This window comes from Bradyrhizobium sp. 44, from assembly GCF_023073095.1.
In the GTDB taxonomy this organism is placed as follows: domain Bacteria; phylum Pseudomonadota; class Alphaproteobacteria; order Rhizobiales; family Xanthobacteraceae; genus Bradyrhizobium.
The window spans coordinates 1-15,507 of the sequence record NZ_JADPIY010000033.1 but is presented as its reverse complement, the minus strand read 5'-3'; the positions used below and the strand labels follow the sequence as shown (position 1 = coordinate 15,507).

The window sequence follows — 15,507 nt, the reverse complement described above, 5'->3', positions numbered from 1 at the left end:
TCGATGCGCGACTGCGCCTTCACTTGTCGTAGACCCAGATCGGCCGCACCTCGATCGAGCCGATGCGAGCCGACGGAATCCGCGACGCGATCTCGATCGCGGTATCGAGATCCTTGGCCTCCACGAGGTAATAGCCGCCGAGCTGCTCGCGCGTTTCGGCAAACGGGCCGTCGGTCGTCAGCGTCTTGCCATCGCGCACGCGCACGGTCGTCGCGGTCGTGGTCGGCTGCAGCCGGTCGCCGGCCTTGAAATTGCCGCTCTGGATGATGCCTTGCGTGAAGGTCTGATATTCCGCCGTCATCTGCTGGCCGGCCGCCGGACGCATATTCGCGTACTCGGCTTCGTTCTGGTAGATCATCAGCAAATACTGCATCGCTTAACTCCTGTTGCACGGCTGGATCGCCGACATCCAGTCGAACGGGACACGCGCCCAACGACATCTTCAGGATAAATTATTTCGGGCGAACCGTGCATGGCGTTATCGGCTTGCGGAACCGACACAAATGCTTCATGCGTAAGCCGTCAGTCGGCCGGACGGCCGCTCCGGTAAGTGCCGAAAGGCCGCCGGGGAGGAAAGTCCGGGCTCCCTTGACATACGGTGCCGGATAACGTCCGGCGGGGGCGACCCCAGGGAAAGTGCCACAGAGAACGAACCGCCCGCCGTAGCAGCGCAAGCTGCGTAGGCAGGTAAGGGTGAAAAGGTGCGGTAAGAGCGCACCGCGGCTGCGGCAACGGAGCCGGCATGGTAAACCCCACCGGGAGCAAAACCGAATAGGGACGGCGTAGCGGGCTGTTCGCGAAAGCGATAACGCCGCGGGGCGATGTCAGGCCCGCCGTCCGGGTAGGTTGCTCGAGGCCCTGTGCAAACATGGTCCCAGAGGAATGGCCGTCACGTGTCGTTCGCGCAAGCGGACGGTGCCTTACAGAACCCGGCTTACAGGCCGGCTGATATTCTAAACCGTTTTCGAGCGAAGTGGTTTTCCGGTTCGCGTGAAGAAAACGTGTCTTACCAAGAAGTGACGAGGGGCTCGGTGTTAATGCATCGGGCCCCTCACCATTTTGGCTCTCTATCCGACGATCTTCTCCAGGACCGCCATCAACGCCTCCGGCGCCGTGACATTCGGTGCATGGCTCGCGTCGAGTTCGAAAGTGCGCCAGCCATCCTCGCTCTTGGTGCGCTTCGCAAACTGCCCGAACACGTCGCCCGGCGGAATGCGCGTGCAATAGATGTAGCTGCGCGGCATCACCGGCTCGCCATGTTCGAGCTTCAGCTTCGTCTCGAAACATTTGGATCGGCATGTTGATCCGGCGCGCGTTGAGCCAGTCGAGATCGGCCTGCGGCGTGTCCGGCGGCGGCGGGTTCGGCGGGATGCGGTAGCCGTCGCCTGAGCTTGCAGCCTTGCGCATCGGCTCGCGCCCGCCCTCATGGAGATCGAACAGCGATTGGCCGTCACGCGGCACGAAGGCGTCGAGGTAGATCAATTGCGTCACCCGCTCGCGCGCGCGATCGGCGACGCCGGTGGCGACCATGCCGCCATAGCTGTGGCCGAGCAGCACGATGTCCTCGAGGTCCTCGAACCTGATGACATTGAGAATGTCCTGGATATGCGTATCGAGATCGATCGCGGCACTGGCCAGATGCGCGCGCTCGCCGAGGCCGGTATAGGTCGGCGCAATCAGGCGATGCCCGGCCTGCGCCATCAGCGGATGCATCTTCTTCCAGGCCCACCCGCCGGACCACGCGCCGTGACAAAGCAGGAAGGTTTTTGAGCGTGCGGCCATCGGCGTTTCCATCGTTCTTGTTTGTACGATGGAGTGTAGCGGCCGGTCTCGCGATGTAAACGCTGCGGCCCCTTAAGCCGCGCGCGTGTTCACCTTGACGAAAACGGGTGCACCCTGACCAGCTTCGCGCCGCAGCTTGCCCGCCTCAAAACCGTGCATGCCGATCTGCCATTGCAGCCCGACGATGGCGCCCTTGGTCGGCTGCAGCAGCGCAAGCGAAGCGAACAAGGTCACCGGCAGCCACACCGCCAGTTGCAGCCAGACGGCCGGCGCATAGGCGGTCTCGACCGCGAGGATTGCCGGCACCACGAGATGGCCGACGACGACCATCACGAGATAGGCCGGGAAATCGTCGGCGCGCTGGTGAAACAGCTCCTCGCCGCAATGGTCGCAGGTATCCGCCACCTTCAGGAAACGGCCGAACGCGTGCCCCTCGCCGCAATTGGGGCATTTGCCCAAGAAACCGCGCCACATCGCTTTCGTGAGAGAGACTGAACCGGTCGCCATGACCCCACCTCTTCCTTTTCTACGATCCATACAATAAGATCTTGCATCCATACATTCAAAGGATATGGACCTTAATTGCATGGATTGGACCCCTACAATCTCGGAGCTGAGCGGGCCGCGCTATCAGCGCATCGTCGAGGCCATGGAGGCCGACATCGCCGCCGGCCGGCTGGTGCGCGGCCAACAATTGCCGACGCAGCGGGCGCTGGCAAAGGCGCTCGGCATCGATCTCACCACGGTGACGCGCGCCTACACCGAGGCGCGGCGCCGCGGCATCATGGAGGCCCGGGTCGGCCAGGGCTCGTTCGTGTCGGAGACCAGCGCGCGCCGCGCGGTCGATCTGCCGCATCCCGTCGCGATCGACCTCTCGATGAACGTGCCGCCGCAACCTCTCGAAGCGCAACTCGACGAGCGCATCATCGCCGGGATGGAAGCCATCCGCGCGCAATCGGGCCTGACGGCGCATCTCAACTACCAGCCGCCCGGCGGCAGCGCACACGAGCGCGAGGTCGCCGCGCGATGGATGCGCGCACGCGTGCCGCATGCGCATGCCGACAGGCTCGTGATCTTTCCCGGCGCGCAGACGATCCTGTTCAGCCTGCTCGCCCACCTCGCCCGGCCCGGCGACGTGGTGCTGACGGAGGCGCTCACCTTTCCCGGCATCAAGGCCGCCGCGGCGCGGCTCGGCGTCAAGCTCGTCGGCGTCGCCATGGACGACGGCGGCATCCTGGCCGACGCGCTGGCGAAGGCCTGCCGCACGCATAGACCGAAAGCGGTCTATCTCATTCCGACGCTGCACAATCCGACCACTGCGACGCTTCTCCCCGAGCGCCGCAGCGCTCTCGCAAAGATCATCAAAGATGCCGATACGATTCTGATCGAGGACGACGCCTACGGGCTGCTCGATCGGTCGGCATCGCCGATCGCCAATCTCATTCCGGAACGGACATATCTCGCAACCACGCTGTCGAAATGCATCGCGCCCGCGCTACGGGTCGCCTATCTGGTGACGCCAGATAACAGCTCGCAGCGGGAGATGCGCAGCTATTTGCAGGCGACGGTGCAGATGCCGGCACCGCTGATGGTCGCGCTGGTGACGCATTGGATCGAGACCGGCATCGCCGACCGCATCGTCACTACCATCAGGAGCGAGGCCGTCGGCCGGCAGCAGCTCGCGCAACGCGCGCTCAAAGGCTTCGAGTTCCAGGCCAAGTCCGCCGCTCACCATCTATGGCTGCGGCTGCCCAAGGACCGTCCCGACGTCGCGGCGCATCTGCTGCGGAATGGACTGGCAGTCGTCGCCGGCGAGGCCTTCACCGTCGGCGGGACCGCGCCACACGCGGCACGCGTTTCGCTAGGCGCGGCGCGCAACAGGGCGGAATTGACGGAGGCGCTGCGCATCCTGGTCGGCGCGCTGCACAGGCCCGCCGACACCAGACAGATCGTCTAGCAATAGCCTATTGATGCTGGCGGCGATGCCGCGAGCGCACGACCGGCGCGACGGGAGACGGATAGGCCGCATAGGCTTCGCTCGGCGCGAAGGACTGGCCGCGAGCCCCGCGCGCGGCGGGCGTGAGCTGGCCGCCATTCAGAACGTCGCGGTCCGGATGGGCAGCCTGATAGGCCGCAGGCTCGGAAAACTGGGCCTGCGCCATTGTCGGCATCAAGGCCGCCGCCGACATCAGCGCGGCCGCGACGGCAATCTTCGTGCGGGTCATCGTCCTTCTCCATATGCTCATTCGGGAGTCTGGCCGATCGAACCGCATGATGGCGTCGAGCGGACCCCCAGGTTGAAGTACGAGCATCATCTAGGCCTGTCTTTCGCGAACGCCCGCCGCTGGGGATCACGCTTGCGTGCGGTTTTGAAATTGACCTGCACGGCCGCAGCTGTGCTATGCGAGCAATGGCGATCAACAGTTCGGGATCGCCCAGGCGACAGGGACTATCTGTTGGAAATACTCACCTACGCGCTGCTGCTGCTCGGCGCACTGGCCGGGGGCTTCGTCTCGGGCCTTGCCGGATTCGGCACGGCGCTGATGGCGCTCGGCATCTGGCTCTACGTGCTGCCGCCCTCGCTCGCGGTGCCGCTGGTGCTGATCTGCTCGGTGATCGCGCAGAGCTCGACGCTGCCGTCGATGTGGAAGAGTTTCGATCTCTCGCTGGTCTGGCCGTTCCTGATTGGAGGACTGATCGGCGTGCCGCTGGGCACCACGCTGGTCGCCTCCGCCGATCCAAAAGTGTTCAAGCTGAGCGTCGGCGTGCTGATCCTGGTGTTTTCGACCGCTCTCTATCTGAACAAGCAGCCGCTCGCCGTCACCTTCGGCGGCCGCATTGCCGACGGCGCGATCGGCTTTGCCGGCGGCATATTAGGTGGCCTTGCCGGACTGTCGGGGCCGCTTCCGATCCTGTGGGCCAACATCCGCGGCTGGAACAAGCACGAGCGGCGCGGCATCTTCCAGCTCTTCAATTTCACCGTGCTGGCCGCCGCTTTGGTGTTGCAGACGGCCTCGGGCCTCGTCGCGTTCAAGGTGATCTGGCTCGCGGTGATCGCATTTCCGGGCACGCTGATCGGCGCATGGGCCGGCGCGCGCGTCTACCACGCGCTGAGCGACAAGCATTTTGGCGATGTCGTGCTCGGTCTCTTGTTCCTGTCGGGCCTCGGCCTGGTCTGGAACAGTTTGGGCACGCACTAGCTCCGTATCGTCTTCGCGGCGAGCGCCATGCCGCCGGCAACGCCGACTCCAAGCACGTAGATCCAGCCCTCGGCGAAATCGAACAGATGCGAGTTGAGCAGCGAGGAGAGCAAGTTCTGCACCATGACCAGAAGGCCCACCCAGCAGGCCAGCCCCTCGCCGCGAAACAGCGAGAGGTGCGCGAACCAGAGCGCGTAGAGGATCACGACGCCCAACGCGCCCCATTGCACGGCGACATTGAGCGTCTGGTTGTGGGGATCACCGACGATTTCAGCCCGAACCCCGCTCTCGCCGACAGCCGCGCGCGCGAACAGGCCGCGGATCGCGCCGGTGCCGTGACCGAGCAGCGGCGCGTCCGCGGTGAAGGCCAGCGATTTGCGCCAGAACTCCAGTCGCGATCCCATACCGCTGACGTCGTTGCCGACGATGCTGACCTCGTAGTCTCCGCTGAATTTGGCGACGGTCGTGCGCAGATGCGGCGAGGCGGTCCACAACGTCAAGGCCAACAGCCCCATCGCACCGACGGCGAGCAGCGCGGTGCGGCGGCGCAAATGCAAGAGCGCGAAGACCACGATCAGGATCGGCAGCGTCACCAGCGCCGTGCGCGAGACCACGACGAACATCATGTTGGCGAGGAATCCAATCGCGAGCGCCACGAACAGCGCCGCGCTACGGTAGCGGCCTCGTCGTAGCAGCGACACGGTGGGATAAACCAGCGCGATCGCACAGAGCGCGAATTCCTGGCTCTGGTCGATATAATTGCGTACCGCGATCCCGCTTTCGACCTTGTAAGGCCCGCGCGACAGATAGAGTTTCAGCGACAGTGCGGGATCGGCGGCGACGGCAAAGGAATAGAGCATCAGCGCCGTGCAGGACACCAGGAACGCGGAAAACACCCAGTTGCCATAGGGCCAGCGCTCGAACTGGTAGATCAGGAGCGGAATCACCAGCAGCTTCGCTGCCGGGCCGATCGCATGGATTCGGTCCGGCCACGGCGCATCAGACCAGAGCGTGCCGATGGCGGCGAGTGCGACCAGCGCAATCGGCAGCAGGCAGATCGGCCGAAGCAGCGAACGCGGAAATTCGCGAAGGTCGAGGAACGCGAACGCGATCAGCCAGGGAATGAGCGCGAAAATGAGCCCGGTCGTGGTCCATGGCAACAGCAACGCGATCAGCGCGACGAAGCGGGCTGGCGTGCGATAGCGTGCCGCCCAGATCGCGGAGAGCCAGGAATTGGGCCGCTGCTCGTACAACACTCCGGTCATTTGGCCCCTGCAGGCGATCCCCACGGCGCAGCAAGTTTGCCGGAGCCGTGGGGCGGGGACAAGCGATCGCTACGCCGGCGCGCGTACAGGAGACGCCACGGGCTCCGGCGCAGCCTGCTCCGGGGATTCCTCGTGTCGGAGCATGACAAGGCGCTTCCTGAATTCACGCCGTAGCAGCCACAAGCTCAGGGCCGCCTGCAGCGTGGTTGCCGCGATCGACAGGTACCAGACGTGCTCGATCCGGAAGCCCGGCCGCGTCGACAACCAGATCGCCGGCAGCGAATAGGTGAGCACGCGCGTTGCCGAACTCCACAGCACCGGCTTGGTATTGCCGAGGCCCTGGAACATGCTCGAGCAGGTGAAGATCACGCCCTGCGCCACCATGTTGAGCGAGATGATCCGCAGGAACAGGAACGCGATCTCCATGGTTTCCCGATCGTTCGAGAACCCCGCGAGCAGGAGCTGCGGCTTCGACTGCGCGAGGCACATGAAGCCGATCATCACGACACTGGTGATCAGCGCCGCCTTGACGAAGGTTTCGCGCACGCGCTCGCCTTTTCCGGCGCCCATGTTCTGGCCGGCGATCGGCCCGGCGGCGAGCGCAACTGCAAGGGCCGGCATCTGGATCAGGCCCAGGACCCGTTGTCCGATCCCGAAACCGGCCTGCGCCGCCGCACCGAAATCGCGCAGCACGAAATAGACCACCGCCATGAGGATGAACATCATCGCGAACTCGCCGCCGGCAGGCAGACCGACATTGAGGATGCGCTTCAGATGCTGCGCCTGCGGACGCCACTGCGCCGGATTAAAGGCGACATAGCGTTCGACCTTGCGAAAATAGGCAAGCAGCATCACGACGCCGATCAACACCGCGATCGAGCTCGCCAGCCCCGCACCGGCAACGCCGAGCGCATGGTCCGTGCCCAAGCCCGCGATCAGAACCGGCGCCAGCGCGATGTTGATGGCCACCGCAAGCGCCTGCACCAGCATCGTGGGACGCACGATGCCGGTGGCGCGCAGCGCGGATCCCATCACCTGGCTCGCGAATTGCAACGCGAGCGCCGGCATGAACCACAGCAGATACGTGGTCCCCGCCTCGATCGTGGCTTCGTCCGCGGCGATCGCATGCATGTAGGCGCGCGACAGCGCCGCGCCTGCGACCAGGGTCAACAGTCCGAACAGCACCGACAGCACGATCGCCTGATTGAAGATCAAATTGGCATCCGGCCGATCCTTGCGTCCCACGGCATGCGCGATCAACGACACCGCGCCGACGCCGAGCACCTGCATCAGCGCGTTGATGAGAAAGCCGGCATTGCCGGCCGCCGCCACGCCCGCGACCGCGGCATCGCCCAAGCCCGAGACGAAGTACAGATCGACCAGCTGGCAAAGCATGATCGTGACCATACCGACCATGATCGGCGGCGCCATGCCCAGAATGTGCTTCGCGATGGAGCCGTTGGTCAGGTCTTTCATGTCACCCATCCTTGACCGATTCTTCGGCGACGCGGCCGACATTGGTCCGCCGGCCGCGCGTCACTCATTCCGCTGCTGCGATCTGTCCGAGCTCCACCACCTGGCGCTCGAACAGCCCGCGATAGATGCCGCCGGGCTTGGCTGCGAGCTTGGCATGGGTGCCTTGCTCGACGATCTCGCCGCGGTCGAACACCAGGATGCGATCGAGGCTCTTCACCGTCGACAGCCGGTGCGCGATCACGATCGAGGTCCGGCCTCTCATCAGCCGCTCCATCGCCTGCTGGATCAGCGCCTCGGATTCCGAATCGAGGCTCGAGGTCGCTTCGTCCAGGATCAGCACCGGCGCATCGGCCAGGAAGGCACGCGCCAGCGCCACGCGCTGCCGCTCGCCGCCGGAGAGCTTGACGCCGCGCTCGCCGACCAGCGTGCCGTAGCCCTTAGGCAGGCGCACGATGAAGTCGTGCGCGTTGGCCAGCCGTGCCGCCTGCTCGATCGCCTCCAGGCTGGCGCCGGGCCGGCCATAGGCAATGTTCTCGGCGAGCGAGCGGTGGAACAGGATCGGGTCCTGCTGCACGATCGCGATCTGGCTGCGCAACGAGTGCTGCGTGGCCTTGGCGATGTCTTGCCCATCGATCAGAACGCGGCCGCCGGTGACGTCGTAGAGCCGCTGCACCAGCTTGACGAAGGTGGTCTTGCCGGAGCCGGAGCGGCCGACGAGACCGACGCGTTCGCCGGCGCGGATAGTGACCGACAGTTCGTCATAGAGCGGCGCGTGGTGGCCGCCGTAATGGAACGTGACGTCGTCGAACACGAGCTCGCCGCGCTCGATCGCGATCGGCCGCGCGTCCGTCGCATCCGCAATCCCTATCGGTTCGTCGTGGATCGCCACCAGCTCTTCCATGTCGTTGACCGAGCGCTGCAGGTTGTTGATGTGCATTCCGACGTCGCGCAAATAGGCATGGATGACGTAATAGCTCGTCAGCACATAGGTGACGTCGCCGGGCGAGGCCTGCCCCGACATCCACAGCAGCACGGCACCGCCGATCACGGAGGCGCGCAGGGCCAGCAACACCGAGAGCTGCGCCAGATTGGTGTAGTTGTAGCGCAGCCAGGTCCGCCGCACGCGCACGCGCCAGCGGTTGACGACACGGGCAAGCCGCGCATCCTCGCGCGCCTCCGCGCCGAAAGATTTCACTACGGCGTTGCAGGTCAGCGCATCCGCCAGTGTGCCGCTGACCTTGGTGTCCCAGGCATTGGAGACGCGCGCGGCCGGCGCGATGTAGCGCGTCGAGAACAGCACCGTCATCGTGACATAGGCCAGCGCGCCGAGCGCGATCACCGCGCCAAGCGAGGCCCAGTGCACGCCGAGCAGGATCATCGACCCGATCAGCACCAGCAGCGACGGCGCCAGCGCCATCAAGATGGTGTCGTTCAACAGGTCGAGCGCCCACATGCCGCGGGTGACCTTGCGCACCGTGGATCCCGCGAAGGAGTTGGCGTGCCAGTCGGTCGAGAACCGTTGCACGCGCATGAAGGCTTCCTGCGCGACCTCGGACATGATCTTCAGCGAGAACGGCACGATGGCCTGGAGGCCGGTCAGCCGCAGCACCATGGACGCTGCGCCCAGCGCCACGATACCGCCCAATGCCATCAGCGCCGCGTGACGCGCGGCGGGATCGGATGGGCCGCGCGTCAGGGCGTCGACCAGATGTCCGGAGAAGACCGGCATGAACAGGTCGGCGATGGTCGCACCCAACAAGCCGCCGGCCACGACGAGGGTACGCCCCGGCTGCTTCAGCCAGTGCCGGAACACGAAGGGCAGCACCACGCGTATCGCCGCGGGCCTTTTTGACAGAGCGGTCATGGCATCATCCGGCCGCTTATGCCGCGGGCCGGCTCCATTGATGGACGCAGGTCGGCCGCCAGGGCCGAGACGGCGTCACTTGAAGTTGGTTTTGGACTTGGGGAGCGGAGCGATCGGGACTGGAAGCCCAATCGAAGCTGGCGGAAGAGGCCTCTAGGAGGCCGAGCAGATACCGAGCCAGAACATCATCGAGCGCGGGCGTGCGATCTGCGAATGCGACGAAATCATGCAAATCCTCCCGGTTCGATGGAATGAGGTGCGCTTTATAGATGTGTCATTGGTAATTTGCAACGGGGCTCGCGCGAGATCACGCACGAGTGTTGCAAATTAGTACGCGTCGCCGCGCTCTCCTCCGTCATGCCCCGCGAAGGCGGGGCATCCAGCACGCCGCGGCGCCTCGGCTCTATTACAGGCTTTTCGGAATACTGGATCGCCCGGTCAAGCCGGGCGATGACACCGAATGAGTGGCTGGCTTAGTGCGCGTCGCCGCTGGCGCCGAACGGCGAGGCCGGCCTCTTCAACAGTGTGACGAGCAGGGTGAGGCCGAGATAGAACAGCGTCAGGATGAAGAAGGCATCGCCGAAGCCCATCACCACGGCCTGGCGATGCACGAGCTGCGACAGCTGCTTCATCGCCATCAGCGTGGAATCGCCAAGCCCCTGAAACTTCTGCATGAACATGGTCAGGGTTTCGGTCGCGGTCGCGTTGCCCCAGGTGACGCGCTCCTGCAGGCGCGTGATGTGCAGGTCCGTGCGGTCGTTGAGCACGGTGTTGATGACGGCAAGACCGACCGCGCCGCCGAGATTGCGCATCAGGTTGAAGAGGCCCGAGGCGTTCTTCACCCGGTCGGGCGCGAGCGTGCCGAGCGCGATGTTGTTGGTCGGCACCATCGCGAACATCATGCCGATGCCGCGCAGGATCTGCGGAATCAACAGCTCGTAGAAATCGTAGTCGCGCGTGATCCAGGTCATCTGGTAGGAGCCGAGCGCGAACACGACGAGCCCGAACGCGATCATGTAGCGCATGTCGTACTTCGCCATGAGACGGCCGACCACCGGCGCGACCAGGAACATGGTGATGCCCGAGACGAACATGGTCTCGCCGATCATCAGCGCGCTATAGCCGCGCACTTCGGCGAGATAGCGCGGATAGATGTAGGTGAGGCCGTAGAGGCCGATGCCGATGCAGAACTGAAGGACGCAGCCGATCGCAAAATTGCGGTTGGAAAAGGTGCGTAGATTGACGATCGGCTCGGCCGCCGTGAAGACGCGCCAGAAGAAGGCAATCGCGGAGATGCCGCAGATCCAGGCGCAGATCGCGACCGAGGGGTCCTGCATCCATTCATATTGCGGGCCTTCCTCCAGCACGTATTCCAGCGTGCCGAGGAAGCCGGCCATGAACAGCAGCCCCCACCAGTCGAAGCGATCGAGCAATTCGAAATGCGGCTCGTCGAAATCGACCAGCGCCAGCACACCGATGGTGATCCCGATGCCGGGCACGATGTTGATGAAGAACAGCCAGTTCCAGGACATCAGGTCGGTGATGTAGCCGCCGACGGTCGGCCCGATGGTCGGAGCCAGCGTCGCGACGAGCCCGATGATGGGACCGACGATGTGGAATTTGGTGCGTGGGAAGACGGTGTAGGCCGAAGCGAACACCGTCGGGATCATGCCGGCGCCGAGAAAACCTTGCAGCGCGCGCCAGAGGATCATCTCCTCGATGGTGGTGGCGAAGCCGCAGAGCAGGCTCGATGCGGTAAAGCCGGCCGCCGAGATCGCAAACAACAGCCGCGTGCCGAAGGCGCGCGACAAGAATCCCGACAGCGGAATCGCGATCACTTCGGCGATCAGATAGGCGGTCTGGACCCAGGAGACTTCACTGGAGCTTGCCGACAGGCCGGCCTGGATTTCACTCAGGGACGCCGAGACGATCTGGATGTCCAGGATCGACATGAACATCCCGAACACCATGATGATGAAAGCGAACAGCCGCTTCGGCGCGATGCGCTCCGAAGCGGGGTCCGCCATCATGGCAGGTGAAGCGATCGTGGCGTTCGCCATGGTCTGACCTCGCGGCGCAGGCGCGCTACTGCGGATGGATCATGGTGGCGTCGTCGAGATCGACCTCGCTGTCGGCGTCGGCCGCGCCCTTGTTGGTGTCGACGGTCGCAGTGACCGACATGCCGGCGCGGAGCAGGTTTTGCTTTGCGACCGACTTCGGCACGCGGATGCGGACCGGCACGCGCTGCACGATCTTGGTGAAGTTGCCGGTGGCGTTGTCAGGCGGCAGCAGCGTGAACACCGAGCCCGACCCCGCCGCGATGCTGTCGACGACACCGGAGAACTTGCGCATGCCGTAGGCGTCGACCTTGATCGTCACCGGCTGGCCGGGGCGGATGCGCTTGAGCTGGGTCTCCTTGAAATTGGCGTCGATATAGACGTTGTCGAGCGGCACGACGTTGCCGAGCCGCTGGCCCACCGCGACGAAGTCGCCGGCGCTGACGAGGCGGTTCGAGAACGTGCCGTCGACCGGCGCGCGCACCGCGGTGAAGGCGAGATCGCGCTCGGCCTTGGCCAGCGTGGTCTTGAGCTCGGCGAGCTGCGCCTGCGCTTCGGCCTGCTGCGCCTTGGCGACGTCGACATTGCTGAGTGCGACGTCGTAGGCGGCTTGCGCAGCCTTGACCGCGGCGGCGCCCTGGTCGCGTCCGGCTTCGGAGCTCTCGAAGGTGGCGCGCGAGGCAAACCCCTTGTTGCTCAGCGCCTGCTGGCGCTCATAATCGAGGTCGGCGCGCTTGAGGCCGGCTTCGGCGGAGACGAGCTGCGCCTTGGCCTGCGCGACCTGGCTGTCGAGTGCCGCGACCTGGCGGCCGATGCGATCGATGGTGGCCTGCTGGGTCGCGATCCTGGTCGCGGCGGCGTCGACCGCGATCTTGTAGTCGCCGTCGTCGATGCGGAAGACGATGTCACCGGCGCGCACCGTCGTGTTGTCGCCGGCGAGGATCGAGGAGACGTGGCCGGCAACGCGCGCGCCCAGCATGGTGTTATTGGCGCGGACATAGGCGTCGTCGGTCACGACGTAGAAGCGGCCGACCAGCGTGTAATAGCCGGCATAGCTCGCGGCCGCGAGCGCCAGCACCAGCCCTACTCCCATCATCACGAACTTGCGCTTGCCGGACTTCGGCGCGCCGGCGGCGGCGGGCGCGTCGGGGGCTGCGGCCGGCTTGTCGGTCACGGGCGCCTCCGGCGCCTCGCTGGGGCGGCGCTTGGTTTCCTCGGCCACATGAGAGCGCAACTGCTCGGCGAGAGCTACAGACGTCTCGGTGGCAGCGTCACCACCCGCGGGCGTCGGCGTCTTTACGGCGTCCGGGCGAAGGACGCGCGCAGCCTGGTCTCTCACTACGGCCATGGAGGCCTCCCCCAAAAAAGCGCAATGAGGGACGGCCGCCGTGCGGCCGGGTCCCTCTCGCCGATCCCAAATATCATTGACCGAACGGTTCGGTCAATATAGATAATATTCCCGGACAGACCCTACTGGCCCGAATCCTTTATTTCGGTTTCATGACCCTCGACCGAAGCAAAAACTTTCCGAGACCTTGAACCAATGGTTGTAACCGGCCGCGAACATCTGCACGTCATCCAAGAGGAGGACAGCTCCAAACGCCGCCAGATCCTGGACGGGGCCCGCAAGGTGTTCATGGATCTCGGGTTTGACGGTGCCAGCATGGGCGAAATCGCCCGCGCGGCGCAGGTCTCCAAAGGCACGCTTTACGTCTACTTCGCTGACAAATGCGCGCTGTTCGAAGCCATCCTCGAGCAGGAGGCGCTCCAGCACGGGCAGGTCGCGTTCAATTTCGATCCGGCACGCGATGTTGAAACCACGCTGAAGGATTTCGGCCGGGCCTACAATCGTCTGCTGTGCCGGCCCGGCGGCGGGTCCGCGATCCGCACCGTGATGGCGATCGCCGAGCGCATGCCCGATCTCGGCCGCCGCTATTATGCGCGCGTGCTGGACAAATCCATCAACCGCCTCTCCGACTATCTCAACACCCATGTCGCCTCCGGCGATCTCGAGATCGACGATTGCGATCTGGCGGCGTCGCAGTTCATGGAACTGTGCAAGGCCTCGCTCTTCCTGCCCTTCGTCTTCCAGGCCGCGCCCGCACCGTCGGAAGAACGCATGAGCGAGGTCGTCGACAGCGCGACGCGGATGTTCCTGGCGGCTTATCGGGCGAAGTAGCGCCAGGCGGGCATGCGTTGCAGGCCATTCCGGCGCTCCTATATTGGGCCTCATGTCCCGTGATCTTCGGCCGCCGGTCGATATCCTCCATTATGAGATCGTTCAGGAACAGGCCTCCGCGCTTGGACGGATGGGCCGCACGCTCGAGCAGGCGCTCGCGCGCTTGCGCGAGTTCGACGCCGCCCATGCCCTCCCCGAGGTGCCGGACTCGATGCAACCGGCAAGGCGCAAGCTGGTGATGGAAGCCGGTCACGCGCTCTGGATGTTCGTGGTGCAGCGTGAGGCATCCGGCTTGCGCGACAGCCGCCACATCATGCGGACCTACAATGTCCCGGCCGAGGTGCAGCTGTGTATGGGGCTGGTCCCAGCACCGTCGAAGTCGGCCCGAAAATGATTTGCTACGGCGCCCGGCGCTCGGGCGTGCACTCCTTTGACAAGAAGCGGTTGTGCTTCCCGATGTCAGCTCAATCGTCAGGGAAAAAGAGGGCCCCAACTCGCGGGGGGGCATTGAGCTGGGGCCATTGGGGTCACCCTTGGGGAAGGGTATCGGGAAAACTTGGCAATGGCAGGAATGTTCCTCCATTAATTTTGAAGAGGAATTGGCGCCGTGGGAGGAATGGCACGTACTGGTCTCTAAGTGCCCGGCGTAGCTTGAACTGCTTCGCTTTGTTCGTTCCACCGATGGAACAAAGAACCTTATGTGCACTTTGTAACGTTGGGCGAAGCAGGGGGAAGATGTGAATACGGCGGAACTTCCAACCATTCTGTTGATCGAAGACGAGGATGCGCTCCAGCTCATCGTCGAAGACGCTCTCTCGGAGGGAGGCTTTCAGATCGCGACCGTGAAGACGGGCGAGGAAGCCGTCACGCTCCTGAAGGGTGGTCAGCCCTACCGGGCGCTCGTCACTGACGTCAATCTGCTGGGGCGCCTCGACGGCTGGGAGGTCGCAAGGGCCGCCCGTGAGATCGACCCGCATTTTCCCGTGGTTTACATGACCGGCGGCGCGGCCGATAAATGGCCCATCTTCGGTGTACCGAACAGCATTCTGCTTCAGAAACCATTTGCGCCCGCGCAAGTCGTTTCGGCTGTTTCCCAGCTCCTGAACGCGGCCTCGCAGCAGACGGGTCCCGCCTGAGAAACGGCGAGATCCGTGTCTGCCTCAGTCCTCCTCATCGAAGATGAAGCGCTCATCCGAATGATGCTGGTCGAGATGATCGAGGAAGCGGGTCATTCAGTTGTTGCAGAAGCGGGAAACGTCACCAAGGGTGCCGTTCTTGCGACGGATGCCGAGTTCGATCTCGCGATCCTGGACATCAATCTCGGCGGCGACACCATCGAGCCAATCGCCACAGCAGTTGCGGGACGCGGCAAGCCCTTTTTCTTCGTGAGCGGCTACGGATCGTCGGGTGTGCCTGATGCCTTCAGGGGCACCCCGGTCGTGAGAAAGCCTTGCTTGCTGGCAGAGTTGCAAACCGCCATCGATGCCGCACTGGCGCAAGTGCCGAGTGAAAACCTTGGGCCGATCTAGCCGATTGCCTCGGCCTGGTATCGTAGTCGATGTGCATTGCTGCGATCGTCCGCAACGGGTCTTGGTCGTGTAAAAACGCTGTTGCATGACGCGGACCAGCGCGGTTGAGCTCAGGCTATCGCGGTCCGATCAATTTGGGAAAGTTTTACGGCCGC

At 64.4% G+C, this 15,507-nt stretch carries 15 protein-coding genes, 1 other RNA gene and 1 pseudogene; 7 read left to right on the top strand and 10 right to left on the bottom strand.

What is annotated here, in order from left to right:
• Window positions 1-19: 19 nt before the first annotated feature.
• Window positions 20-373, bottom strand: coding sequence for a YciI family protein (locus IVB41_RS31440; RefSeq protein ID WP_007600836.1), 354 nt, complete (start codon window positions 371-373; stop codon window positions 20-22).
• 149 nt (window positions 374-522) lie between these two features.
• Here IVB41_RS31440 and rnpB point away from each other — a divergent pair.
• Window positions 523-953: RNase P RNA component class A (gene rnpB / locus IVB41_RS31435), an RNA gene on the top strand.
• 114 nt (window positions 954-1,067) lie between these two features.
• On the opposite strand, the gene IVB41_RS35975 is transcribed toward rnpB, so the two are convergent.
• From IVB41_RS35975 to IVB41_RS31425, 3 genes and pseudogenes are all read right to left on the bottom strand, one after another.
• A complete protein-coding gene (locus IVB41_RS35975; protein WP_407062508.1) occupies window positions 1,068-1,244 on the bottom strand; it encodes a hypothetical protein in 177 nt (58 codons plus the stop codon).
• A 25-nt stretch (window positions 1,245-1,269) separates the two neighbouring features.
• Window positions 1,270-1,713: pseudogene (locus tag IVB41_RS35970) on the bottom strand (alpha/beta fold hydrolase); the annotation flags it as partial.
• Between the two features lie 141 nt (window positions 1,714-1,854).
• A complete protein-coding gene (locus IVB41_RS31425; protein ID WP_256464269.1) occupies window positions 1,855-2,319 on the bottom strand; it encodes a DUF983 domain-containing protein in 465 nt (154 codons plus the stop codon).
• A gap of 49 nt (window positions 2,320-2,368) precedes the next feature.
• Between IVB41_RS31425 and IVB41_RS31420 the strand changes: the two genes are divergently transcribed.
• Entirely contained in the window at window positions 2,369-3,739 is a 1,371-nt protein-coding gene (locus IVB41_RS31420; RefSeq protein ID WP_247438305.1) for a PLP-dependent aminotransferase family protein, read from the top strand.
• 7 nt (window positions 3,740-3,746) lie between these two features.
• Here the strand turns inward: IVB41_RS31420 and IVB41_RS31415 are convergent, their stop codons facing one another.
• Entirely contained in the window at window positions 3,747-4,007 is a 261-nt protein-coding gene (locus IVB41_RS31415; RefSeq protein WP_247287987.1) for a hypothetical protein, read from the bottom strand.
• Between the two features lie 231 nt (window positions 4,008-4,238).
• On the opposite strand from IVB41_RS31415, the gene IVB41_RS31410 reads away from it, so the two are divergent.
• The gene (locus IVB41_RS31410) at window positions 4,239-4,982 is read left to right on the top strand and encodes a sulfite exporter TauE/SafE family protein (protein ID WP_247438304.1); all 744 of its coding nucleotides are present in this window, start codon (window positions 4,239-4,241) and stop codon (window positions 4,980-4,982) included.
• Here IVB41_RS31410 and IVB41_RS31405 read toward each other — a convergent pair.
• From IVB41_RS31405 to IVB41_RS31385, 5 genes are all read right to left on the bottom strand, one after another.
• Window positions 4,979-6,247, bottom strand: coding sequence for an O-antigen ligase (locus IVB41_RS31405; protein WP_247438302.1), 1,269 nt, complete (start codon window positions 6,245-6,247; stop codon window positions 4,979-4,981). The two genes, IVB41_RS31410 and IVB41_RS31405, sit on opposite strands and share 4 nt — an antisense overlap.
• A gap of 69 nt (window positions 6,248-6,316) precedes the next feature.
• Window positions 6,317-7,723 carry an MATE family efflux transporter gene (locus IVB41_RS31400; protein WP_247438300.1) on the bottom strand — a complete coding sequence of 469 codons (1,407 nt, stop codon included), beginning with the start codon at window positions 7,721-7,723 and terminating at the stop codon, window positions 6,317-6,319.
• Window positions 7,724-7,787: 64 nt separating this feature from the next.
• The gene (locus IVB41_RS31395) at window positions 7,788-9,587 is read right to left on the bottom strand and encodes an ABC transporter ATP-binding protein (RefSeq protein ID WP_247438298.1); all 1,800 of its coding nucleotides are present in this window, start codon (window positions 9,585-9,587) and stop codon (window positions 7,788-7,790) included.
• A 473-nt stretch (window positions 9,588-10,060) separates the two neighbouring features.
• Entirely contained in the window at window positions 10,061-11,647 is a 1,587-nt protein-coding gene (locus IVB41_RS31390; RefSeq protein ID WP_247438295.1) for a DHA2 family efflux MFS transporter permease subunit, read from the bottom strand.
• A 25-nt stretch (window positions 11,648-11,672) separates the two neighbouring features.
• Window positions 11,673-12,992 carry an HlyD family secretion protein gene (locus tag IVB41_RS31385; protein WP_247438293.1) on the bottom strand — a complete coding sequence of 440 codons (1,320 nt, stop codon included), beginning with the start codon at window positions 12,990-12,992 and terminating at the stop codon, window positions 11,673-11,675.
• 195 nt (window positions 12,993-13,187) lie between these two features.
• Here IVB41_RS31385 and IVB41_RS31380 point away from each other — a divergent pair, with 195 nt between their 5' ends.
• The 4 genes from IVB41_RS31380 to IVB41_RS31365 all read left to right on the top strand — a co-directional run bounded on the left by IVB41_RS31380 (window position 13,188) and on the right by IVB41_RS31365 (window position 15,352).
• Window positions 13,188-13,823 carry a TetR/AcrR family transcriptional regulator gene (locus IVB41_RS31380; protein WP_247287981.1) on the top strand — a complete coding sequence of 212 codons (636 nt, stop codon included), beginning with the start codon at window positions 13,188-13,190 and terminating at the stop codon, window positions 13,821-13,823.
• Window positions 13,824-13,875: 52 nt separating this feature from the next.
• Entirely contained in the window at window positions 13,876-14,217 is a 342-nt protein-coding gene (locus IVB41_RS31375; RefSeq protein ID WP_027570682.1) for a DUF6665 family protein, read from the top strand.
• Between the two features lie 373 nt (window positions 14,218-14,590).
• Window positions 14,591-14,959 (top strand): response regulator, encoded by a 369-nt coding sequence (locus IVB41_RS31370; RefSeq protein ID WP_247438291.1) that lies wholly within the window; start codon window positions 14,591-14,593, stop codon window positions 14,957-14,959.
• A 15-nt stretch (window positions 14,960-14,974) separates the two neighbouring features.
• On the top strand, window positions 14,975-15,352 hold the full coding sequence (locus IVB41_RS31365; protein WP_247438288.1) for a response regulator: 378 nt from the start codon (window positions 14,975-14,977) through the stop codon (window positions 15,350-15,352).
• Window positions 15,353-15,507 lie beyond the last annotated feature (155 nt).

Bases quoted from the DNA above. Each gene is read 5' to 3' on its own strand.
- IVB41_RS31440 (WP_007600836.1), bottom strand. From the start codon at position 373: ATGCAGTATTTGCTGATGATCTACCAGAACGAAGCCGAGTACGCGAAT.
- IVB41_RS35975 (WP_407062508.1), bottom strand. From the start codon at position 1,244: ATGCCGCGCAGCTACATCTATTGCACGCGCATTCCGCCGGGCGACGTG.
- IVB41_RS31425 (WP_256464269.1), bottom strand. From the start codon at position 2,319: ATGGATCGTAGAAAAGGAAGAGGTGGGGTCATGGCGACCGGTTCAGTC.
- IVB41_RS31420 (WP_247438305.1), top strand. From the start codon at position 2,369: ATGGATTGGACCCCTACAATCTCGGAGCTGAGCGGGCCGCGCTATCAG.
- IVB41_RS31415 (WP_247287987.1), bottom strand. From the start codon at position 4,007: ATGACCCGCACGAAGATTGCCGTCGCGGCCGCGCTGATGTCGGCGGCG.
- IVB41_RS31405 (WP_247438302.1), bottom strand. From the start codon at position 6,247: ATGACCGGAGTGTTGTACGAGCAGCGGCCCAATTCCTGGCTCTCCGCG.
- IVB41_RS31400 (WP_247438300.1), bottom strand. From the start codon at position 7,723: ATGAAAGACCTGACCAACGGCTCCATCGCGAAGCACATTCTGGGCATG.
- IVB41_RS31395 (WP_247438298.1), bottom strand. From the start codon at position 9,587: ATGACCGCTCTGTCAAAAAGGCCCGCGGCGATACGCGTGGTGCTGCCC.
- IVB41_RS31390 (WP_247438295.1), bottom strand. From the start codon at position 11,647: ATGGCGAACGCCACGATCGCTTCACCTGCCATGATGGCGGACCCCGCT.
- IVB41_RS31385 (WP_247438293.1), bottom strand. From the start codon at position 12,992: ATGGCCGTAGTGAGAGACCAGGCTGCGCGCGTCCTTCGCCCGGACGCC.
- IVB41_RS31380 (WP_247287981.1), top strand. From the start codon at position 13,188: ATGGTTGTAACCGGCCGCGAACATCTGCACGTCATCCAAGAGGAGGAC.
- IVB41_RS31375 (WP_027570682.1), top strand. From the start codon at position 13,876: ATGTCCCGTGATCTTCGGCCGCCGGTCGATATCCTCCATTATGAGATC.